Source organism: Phascolarctobacterium succinatutens YIT 12067, from assembly GCF_000188175.1.
In the GTDB taxonomy this organism is placed as follows: Bacteria; Bacillota; Negativicutes; order Acidaminococcales; family Acidaminococcaceae; genus Phascolarctobacterium_A; species Phascolarctobacterium_A succinatutens.
In genome coordinates, this window is the sequence record NZ_GL830893.1 from 1 (window position 1) to 593 (window position 593).

The window sequence follows — 593 nt, forward strand, 5'->3', positions numbered from 1 at the left end:
TGCATTAGTCCATTACTTGTGGTTGGGTCGACCTAGTCCAATTTTTGTGCTCGATTAAGACCTGGTACATTTTGTGGTTTCGCTAGTACATTCTTGTGCTCAAGCTAGTCCAAATCTGTGGGTCAACCTAGTACAGCTTTTGTGGTCGTAGGCCAAAATACCCTATTCAACAATAAGCAAAAATGGCTTGTACAGACTAAAATTTCTGTACAAGCCACATCTAAACAAATAAACCCTCCTTCGTTAAAATAGTAATTGCCTATATGACTAAGACGAAGGAGGATTTTTATCTATGCGTCAGTTTATCACAAATATGCTTAACATTCAAGAGGATAAGATTGAGGAACTACAAACCATTGCGCAGTCCGACGGCTCAATCATTATTAATCTTAAGCTAAAAGTTACCTCTAAGATCTGTCCGTTCTGTTCCGGACCTGTAAAAATTCATGGATACTACCCACGAACTCTCACACACTCTACACTGGTCAACCGTAAATGTAGCATTGTTTATCGCCAAAGAAGATTCCGTTGTCCCAAGTGTTCTTATTCTTTTAACGAACTTAATCCCTTTACTAAAGCCAATGACGGACTAA

1 protein-coding gene is annotated in these 593 nt (G+C 39.0%); it reads left to right on the forward strand.

Features of this window, described 5'->3' with window-relative positions; genetic code table 11:
• Positions 1–292 precede the first annotated feature (292 nt).
• A partial coding sequence (locus HMPREF9443_RS11035; RefSeq protein ID WP_222859558.1) for a transposase family protein occupies positions 293–593 on the forward strand: 301 nt, incomplete at its 3' end.